Below are 8,604 nucleotides of genomic sequence, written 5' to 3'. Positions count from 1 at the left end.
CCTGGTGGTGCGCGGCCCTCCGCGCCGCCCGTACGCGCCTCGGAGCGTGACCCGTGAGGATCAGCACACGTCAGCGCACCGGGGCGTCGGCCCTCTCGACCTTCTGGGTGCCGCTGCGCGTGCGGTACGAGCGGACCCAGGACGCCGTCGCCTCCCTGCTCGTCTTGTCGGAGACCACGTAGTAGTCCATCTGCGAGCGTTCGGCCGTCACGTCGAGGACGCCGTAGCCGTGCGAGTCCATGTCGACCCACTTCACATGGCGGTTCGCGGCCCTGACCGCGGTCGCCGCGACCACCGAGACGGTCCCGGGGGCGACCCTCAGGATGTCGTCCAGGTTGTCCGAGGTGACCGACGTCACCACGAACTCGGTGGCCGCCGAAGCGGACAGCGGATACGTCGCCGCCTTCACGGGGACGTCGTTGGCCCATGCCATGTGGATGTCCCCGGTCAGGAAGACCGTGTCGGTGACGGCATGGTCCCGCAGATGGGAGATCAGCTCCTTGCGGTCGTCCGTGTAGCCGTCCCACTGGTCGACATTGACCGCCAGTCCTTCCGCGGGCAGCCCCAGCAGCTCCGCGAGCGGCGCCAGCAGATGCGCGGGCAACGCCCCGAAGGCGACCGGAGAGATCATCACCGAGGTGCCGACCAGCTTCCAGCGGGCACCCGACGCGGTCAGCCCGGCCTTCAGCCAGTCCAGCTGCGCCCGCCCCGTGACCGTGCGCTCCGGGTCGTCGACCGCGCCATTGCCGATCGACGCCTGCTCGGAGCGGAAGCTGCGCAGGTCGAGCAGGTGCAGCTCGGCCAGATCGCCGAAGCTCAGACGCCGGTAGACGGTGCCCTCGGTGGAGGCGCGGACCGGCATCCACTCGAAGTACGCCTGCTTCGCGGCGGCCACCCGGGCGGCCCACGGGCCCTCCGTGCCGGGGGTGTGGTTCTCGGCGCCCCCCGACCAGGCGTCGTTGGCGAACTCGTGGTCGTCCCAGATCGCGATCACCGGATGGGCGGCGTGCAGCGCCTGGAGGTCGGTGTCCGTCTTGTACGTGGCGTGCCGCAGGCGGTAGTCGGCGAGGGTGAGGATCTCGTGGAGCGGGGCGTGCGGGCGGACGACGGTGTCCTGGGTCGGATAACTGCCCGACGCGTACTCGTAGATGTAGTCGCCCAGGTGCAGGACGGCGTCCAGGTCTGCGCGGGCCGCGAGATGGCGGTACGGGGAGAACCAGCCGGCCTCCCAGTTGGCGCACGACACCACGCCGAAGCGGACCCCGGGAACGGCGGCCCCGGAGGCGGGCGCCGTGCGGGTGCGGCCGACGGGGGAGAGGACACCCTGCCCGCCCTCCGCCCGGCCGCTCGCCGCCGAGAAGCGGAACCAGTACGTCGTCGCCGGGCGCAGCCCCCGGACATCGGCCTTGACGGTGTGGTCGGAGCCGGCCCGCGAGACGGCCGTGCCCCGGGCCACGATCCGGGAGAAGGCCTTGTCCTCGGCGATCTCCCAGACCACCGGCGTATCGGCGCCGAGGCCCGAGCCCGGCACGGAGTCCGGGGCGGGGGTGACACGGGTCCACAGGAGTACGCCGTCGGGCAGCGGGTCGCCGGAGGCCACGCCGTGCAGGAAGGCGGGGCCGTCGGCGGCGCGAGCGGCGGTGGCGGCGAGCACGGGGCCGGCGACCGCGGTGGCCGCGGCGGCCTTGACGACCGTGCGGCGGCTGGGTGCGGCGGAGAGTTGTCGTCTGGTCACGGGCGATCACCCTACTGGCGGGTAGAGCGAACAGGCGGGCGAACAAAGGAAGTTCGCCCGCCTGTTGGCCGGATGACGCCTGGAGTTACGCCCGGAGTACCCGCCCGGCCGCGGGTCCTCCTGTCGGGCCGTGGGTCCGCAGCCGCGGATCAGCCCTTCAGCGCCTTGGTGATCGCCGTGTTGAAGTCGGCCACCGTCATGGGCGCGTTCTCGCTGCCCTCGGCGGTGAGCGTCTTGCCGTCCATCTTCAGGGTCGGCGTGCCCTGGACCCCGCTCTTGTCGAACGTCTTGGACATCTTGATCGCCCAGGCGTCGTAGGTGCCGTCCTCGACGTTCTTCTGGAACGCCTTGTTGCCCTTCAGCGCGTCCACCGAGTCCGCCACCTCGATCAGGTAGCTGTCCTTGGCGAACTTGTCGTTCGTCTCCTCGGGGTGGAACTTCGCGGAGTACAGCGCGGTCTTGTACTCCAGGAAGGCGTCGGGGCTCACATCGAGCGCAGCGCCCAGCGCGCTCAGGGCGTTCTTCGAGCCCTCGCCGCTGTCCGAGTTGTCGATGAAGGTCGCACCGACGTACTTGATCTTGTACTTGCCGGCGTCGACGTCCTTGGCCACGGTCTCGCCGACCGTCTGCTCGAACGTGGCGCAGATCGGGCAGCGGGAGTCCTCGTACAGCTCCAGGGTCTTCTTGGCGCTCGACTCGCCGATCACGACGGTCGTGCCGTCGTCGCCCGAGGTGTTCTTGGGGGCGGTGACGTTCTTCGCGTCCGCCGCGGCCTCCCAGGCGGAGGGCTTGTTCAGCTGCATCACGCCGTAGCTGATACCGCCGGCGATCGCCAGCACGGCCACGACCGAGACGCCGACGACGATCTGCTTGCGTGCCTTGTCCTTCTTGGCCTGGCGCTCGCGCTCCACGCGCAGCCGCTCACGGGCGGCGGACTTGTTGGCCTGGCTGTTGCGACTGCTCATGAGGGTGCTCCGTAGAAAAAGGGGTGGCTCGAAGGGGTCTTGCCGCGTACTCAGGCGGGGATGAAGGCCGAGAGCGGCGGGCCCCTCCGTCCCACGGAGTGCACCAGGAAGCGGGCAGGGGCGAGCGGGTGCGGACGCCCGGCGCGCCTGGCACCGGGCCCCACGCGGCGCCGGGCCGTGCCGGTCACTGCGACCGCGGTGAGCAGCGGCCGGAACGCGACAGCGGCCGCCGCGCGCAGCAGTCCCGCGAGCGCCGACTCGCCGCGCCGCAGCCAGAGTGCGGCCAGCAGGCCCACCGTCACGTGCGCGGCCAGCAGCAGCCAGGGGACGGCGGGTCCCGGCGAGGCGAGCAGGGCAGCGGCGTGATCGCCGTTGCCGGTCACCCCGGCCAGCGGTGTGCCGACGGATGCCACACCGGAGAGTCCGTCCGCACCGCGCCCGGCCTCGCCGCCGCAGAGCACATCGACGCCCACGGAGCGCAGCGGGCCCGCGATCGGGCCGCCCGCCGCCCCGTAACAGAGGTGCTGGCCGGTGGTGAAAACCGTGTCGGCGGCCAGTTCGAGCGGGACCAGCAGCCCGGCGATGGCCCCGAAGCCGCGCTCCCGGCCCGCCAGCGCGAACGCCACGGCGAAGACCGCCCCGGCCAGCAGCGCGACGGCGGTCATCGGCAGGGGGACCCGGGAGAGCAGCACATGGGACGCGGACGAGAGCGTGACGACGAGCGCGGTGAACAGCGCCGCGCGTACCGCTCTGATCTGCGTCCCTGATACGTCCATCGCCGGAGAGTGTGTCATGCGTTCCTGTAAGCGAGCCCTAAGGACCTGCGGGGGCCCGGGAACGGGCCCCCGCACCGGAGGTCCTACAGGCCCGGGATGCGGCCGTTGCGGAAGAGGTCGACGAAGATCTGGTGGTCGGCGCGGGCACGGGCGCCGTAGCCGTGCGCGAAGTCGACCAGCAGATCGGCGAAGCCCTCCTCGTCCGCCGCGATGGCCGCGTCGATCGCGCGCTCCGTGGAGAACGGCACCAGCGAGTGCCCGCTCTCGTCGTCCGCCGCCGAGTGCATCGTGGCCGTGGCCCGGCCGAGATCGGCGACCACCGCAGCGATCTCCTCCGGCTCGTCGATGTCGGACCAGTCCAGGTCGACCGCGTACGGAGAGACCTCGGCGACCAGCTGACCGGACCCGTCCAGCTCGGTCCAGCCCAGCCACGGGTCGGCGTGGGCCTGGAGCGCGCGCTGCGAGATCACCGTGCGGTGTCCCTCGTGCTGGAAGTAGTCCCGCACGGCGGCGTCGGTGATGTGCCGCGACACCGCCGGGGTCTGCGCCTGCTTGAGGTAGATCACCACATCGTTCTCCAGGGCGTCGCTGTTGCCCTCCAGGAGGATGTTGTACGAGGGCAGGCCGGCCGACCCGATGCCGATGCCCCGGCGGCCGACGACGTCCTTCACCCGGTAGGAATCGGGCCGCGTGAGGCTCGACTCCGGCAGCGTCTCCAGATAGCCGTCGAACGCCGCGAGCACCTTGTAGCGCGTCGCCGCGTCCAGGTCGATCGCGCCGCCGTCGGCGGTGAACCGGCGCTCGAAGTCCCGGATCTCCGTCATCGAGTCCAGCAGCCCGAACCGGGTCAGCGCGCGGGCGTCGCGCAGCGCGCCGAGCAGCGGGCCCTCGGCGGTGTCCAGGGTGAAGGGCGGCACCTCGTCGTTCTTGGCGCCCGTCGCCAGGGCGTGGATCCGCTCCCGGTAGGCGGCGGCGTAGACCCGGACGAGCTCGGTGATCTGGTCGTCGCCGAGCGCCTTCGCGTAACCGATCAGGGCGACGGAGGCGGCGAAGCGCTTGAGGTCCCATGTGAAGGGGCCCACATAGGCCTCGTCGAAGTCGTTGACGTTGAACACGAGCCGGCCGTTGGCGTCCATGTACGTGCCGAAATTCTCGGCGTGCAGATCGCCGTGGATCCACACCCTGCTCGTGCGCTCGTCCAGGTAGGCGCCGGTGTTCTGCTCGCGGTCCAGATCGGCGTAGAACAGACCGGCCGAGCCCCGGTAGAACGCGAAGGCCGAGCCCGCCATCTTGCGGAACTTCACCCGGAAAGCTGCGGGGTCGGCGGCCAGGAGCTGCCCGAACGCGGTGTCGAAAACGGCGAGAATCTGCTCCCCGCGCTGCTCTGCGCCGGTCTGCGTGTCCGACATCGCTGGGTGCCTCCTGGTACATGGCGTTCATGACAAATGGGACGGGCGTCCCCGCTCTTCCAACGCGCGACCGTACCCCGGAGTGCCCGCCGTCCGTCACCTCGGCGACGTAGACTTCCACGCTGTCCCCCCAAGCCGTCACCGCCAGTTTTCCCGGAGGCACAGCGCCGTGAGCAAGCCGCCATTCACGCACCTGCACGTCCACACCCAGTACTCGCTGCTGGACGGTGCCGCGCGGCTCAAGGACATGTTCGAGGCGTGCAACGACATGGGCATGTCGCACATCGCGATGACCGACCACGGCAACCTCCACGGGGCGTACGACTTCTTCCACTCGGCCCAGAAGGCCGGGGTGACGCCGATCATCGGGATCGAGGCGTACGTCGCCCCCGAGTCGCGCAAGCACAAGCGGAAGATCCAGTGGGGCCAGCCGCACCAGAAGCGGGACGACGTCTCGGGTTCCGGTGGTTACACCCACAAGACGATCTGGGCGGCCAACAGCACCGGACTGCACAACCTCTTCAAGCTCTCCTCGGACGCGTACGCCGAGGGCTGGCTGCAGAAGTGGCCGCGCATGGACAGGGAGACCATCTCCCGGTGGTCCGAGGGCCTCATCGCCTCCACCGGGTGCCCCTCCGGCGAGGTGCAGACCCGGCTGCGGCTCGGGCAGTTCGACGAGGCCGTCCAGGCGGCCTCCGACTACAAGGACATCTTCGGCGAGGGCAGGTACTTCCTGGAGCTGATGGACCACGGCATCGAGATCGAGCGCCGGGTCCGCGACGGGCTCCTGGAGATCGGCCGGAAGCTGAACATCCCGCCGCTCGTGACGAACGACTCGCACTACACCTACGCCAACGAGGCGACCGCGCACGACGCCCTGCTCTGCATCCAGACGGGCAAGAACCTCTCCGACCCCGACCGCTTCCGCTTCGACGGCACGGGCTACTACCTCAAGACGACGGACGAGATGTACGGCGTCGACTCCTCCGACGCCTGGCAGGAGGGCTGCGCCAACACCCTCCTGGTCGCGCAGCAGATCGACACCACCGGCATGTTCGAGAAGCGCGACCTGATGCCGAAGTTCGACATCCCGGAGGGCTTCACCGAGATCACCTGGTTCCAGGAGGAGGTCCGGGTCGGCATGGACCGCCGCTACCCCGGAGGTGTCCCCGAGGACCGGCAGAAGCAGGCCGAGTACGAGATGGACATCATCATCCAGATGGGGTTCCCCGGGTACTTCCTCGTCGTCGCCGACTTCATCATGTGGGCCAAGAACAACGGCATCGCGGTGGGCCCCGGCCGTGGTTCCGCCGCCGGCTCGATCGTCGCGTACGCCATGGGCATCACCGACCTCGACCCGATCACCCACGGACTGATCTTCGAGCGCTTCCTCAACCCCGAGCGCGTCTCCATGCCCGATGTCGACATCGACTTCGACGAGCGCAGGCGCGTCGAGGTGATCCGGTACGTGACCGAGAAGTACGGCGCCGACAAGGTCGCCATGATCGGCACCTACGGCAAGATCAAGGCCAAGAACGCGATCAAGGACTCCGCGCGCGTCCTGGGCTACCCGTACGCGATGGGCGACCGCCTCACCAAGGCCATGCCCGCCGACGTCCTCGGCAAGGGCATCGACCTCAGCGGCATCACCGACCCCAAGCACCCGCGCTACAGCGAGGCGGGCGAGATCCGGGGGATGTACGAGAACGAGCCGGACGTCCAGAAGGTCATCGACACCGCGAAGGGCGTCGAAGGCCTCGTCCGGCAGATGGGCGTGCACGCCGCCGGCGTGATCATGTCCAGCGAGCCCATCGTCGACCACGCCCCGGTCTGGGTGAGGCACACCGACGGCGTCACCATCACGCAGTGGGACTACCCCCAGTGCGAGTCGCTCGGCCTGCTGAAGATGGACTTCCTCGGCCTGCGCAACCTGACGATCATGGACGACGCCATCAAGATGGTGAAGGCCAACAAGGGCGTCGACCTGGAGATGCTCTCCCTGCCGCTGGACGACCCCAAGACGTACGAGCTGCTGTGCCGCGGTGACACGCTCGGGGTGTTCCAGTTCGACGGCGGCCCCATGCGTTCGCTGCTGCGCCAGATGCAGCCCGACAACTTCGAGGACATTTCCGCCGTCTCGGCCCTCTACCGGCCGGGCCCGATGGGAATGAACTCGCACACGAACTACGCCGAGCGCAAGAACGGCCGCCAGGAGATCACCCCGATCCACCCGGAGCTGGAGGAGCCCCTCAAGGAGGTCCTCGGCCTCACCTACGGCTTGATCGTCTACCAGGAGCAGGTCCAGAAGGCCGCCCAGATCGTCGCCGGGTACTCGCTCGGCGAGGCCGACATCCTGCGCCGTGTGATGGGCAAGAAGAAGGCCGACGAGCTGGCGAAGAACTTCGTCCTCTTCGAGGCGGGCGCCAAGAAGAACGGCTTCTCCGACGCGGCGATCAAGGCGCTCTGGGACGTCCTGGTCCCCTTCGCCGGATACGCCTTCAACAAGGCGCACTCCTCCGCGTACGGCCTGGTCACCTACTGGACCGCCTACCTCAAGGCGAACTACCCGGCCGAGTACATGGCGGCCCTGCTGACCTCCGTCAAGGACGACAAGGACAAGTCCGCGGTCTATCTCAACGAGTGCCGGCGCATGGGCATCAAGGTGCTCCCGCCGAACGTCAACGAGTCCGAGTCGAACTTCGCCGCCCAGGGTGACGACGTGATCCTCTTCGGGCTGACCGCCATCCGCAACGTCGGACAGAACGTCGTCGACTCGATCATCAGGTGCCGCAAGGCGAAGGGGAAGTACTCCACGTTCCCCGACTTCCTGGACAAGGTCGAGGCGGTCGTCTGCAACAAGCGCACCGTCGAATCGCTCATCAAGGCCGGCGCCTTCGACGAGATGGGCCACACCCGCAAGGGACTCGTCGCCCACCACGAGCCGATGATCGACAACGTGGTGCAGGTCAAGCGCAAGGAGGCCGAAGGGCAGTTCGACCTCTTCGGCGGCGGCGAGGCGGACAGCGACGAGCCGGGCTTCGGGCTCGACGTGGAGTTCTCCGACATCGAGTGGGAGAAGTCCTACCTGCTCGCGCAGGAGCGCGAGATGCTCGGCCTGTACGTCTCCGACCACCCGCTCTTCGGACTGGAGCACGTCCTGTCCGACAAGTCGGACGCGGCGATCTCGCAGCTCACCAGCGGTGAGCACTCCGACGGCGCGATCGTCACCGTGGGCGGCATCATCTCCGGCCTCCAGCGCAAGATGACCAAGCAGGGCAACGCCTGGGCCATCGCGACCGTGGAGGACCTCGCGGGCGCCATCGAGTGCATGTTCTTCCCCGCCACCTACCAGCTGGTCTCCACCCAGCTCGTCGAGGACACCGTCGTCTTCGTCAAGGGCCGCCTCGACAAGCGCGAGGACGTGCCGCGCCTGGTCGCCATGGAGATGCAGGTCCCCGACATCTCCAACGCCGGGTCCAACGCGCCCGTCATCCTGACCATCCCCACGGTCAGGGTCACCCCGCCCATGGTCAGCCGGCTCGGCGAGGTCCTCAGCAACCACCGGGGCGACACCGAGGTGCGCATCAGGCTCCAGGGCCCCCGCAAGACCACCGTGCTCCGGCTCGACCGGCACCGCGTCAAGCCGGACCCCGCCCTCTTCGGCGACCTGAAGGTGCTGCTCGGCCCGTCCTGCCTGGCCGGCTGACCCGCCCGCACCC

At 69.2% G+C, this 8,604-nt stretch carries 5 protein-coding genes; 1 reads left to right on the top strand and 4 read right to left on the bottom strand.

What is annotated here, in order from left to right; translation table 11 throughout:
* Positions 1–70: 70 nt before the first annotated feature.
* The 4 genes from ACFWFI_RS37855 to ACFWFI_RS37840 all read right to left on the bottom strand — a co-directional run bounded on the left by ACFWFI_RS37855 (position 71) and on the right by ACFWFI_RS37840 (position 4,885).
* Positions 71–1,735: an alkaline phosphatase D family protein gene (locus tag ACFWFI_RS37855; RefSeq protein WP_387399549.1), complete on the bottom strand. Its 1,665-nt coding sequence runs from the start codon at positions 1,733–1,735 to the stop codon at positions 71–73.
* Between the two features lie 149 nt (positions 1,736–1,884).
* Positions 1,885–2,700: a thioredoxin domain-containing protein gene (locus ACFWFI_RS37850; RefSeq protein WP_387399546.1), complete on the bottom strand. Its 816-nt coding sequence runs from the start codon at positions 2,698–2,700 to the stop codon at positions 1,885–1,887.
* A gap of 50 nt (positions 2,701–2,750) precedes the next feature.
* Positions 2,751–3,476 (bottom strand): hypothetical protein, encoded by a 726-nt coding sequence (locus ACFWFI_RS37845; RefSeq protein WP_387399544.1) that lies wholly within the window; start codon positions 3,474–3,476, stop codon positions 2,751–2,753.
* An 83-nt stretch (positions 3,477–3,559) separates the two neighbouring features.
* Entirely contained in the window at positions 3,560–4,885 is a 1,326-nt protein-coding gene (locus ACFWFI_RS37840) for a DUF2252 domain-containing protein (RefSeq protein ID WP_387399541.1), read from the bottom strand.
* 169 nt (positions 4,886–5,054) lie between these two features.
* On the opposite strand from ACFWFI_RS37840, the gene dnaE reads away from it, so the two are divergent.
* Positions 5,055–8,591 carry a DNA polymerase III subunit alpha gene (gene dnaE, locus ACFWFI_RS37835; RefSeq protein WP_387399539.1) on the top strand — a complete coding sequence of 1,179 codons (3,537 nt, stop codon included), beginning with the start codon at positions 5,055–5,057 and terminating at the stop codon, positions 8,589–8,591.
* The last annotated feature ends 13 nt before the right edge of the window (positions 8,592–8,604 follow it).

Source organism: Streptomyces sp. NPDC060209, from assembly GCF_042728155.1.
GTDB lineage: Bacteria > Actinomycetota > Actinomycetes > Streptomycetales > Streptomycetaceae > Streptomyces.
Note: the sequence above shows the minus strand (reverse complement) of the source record. Positions and strands in the feature narration are given on the sequence as shown.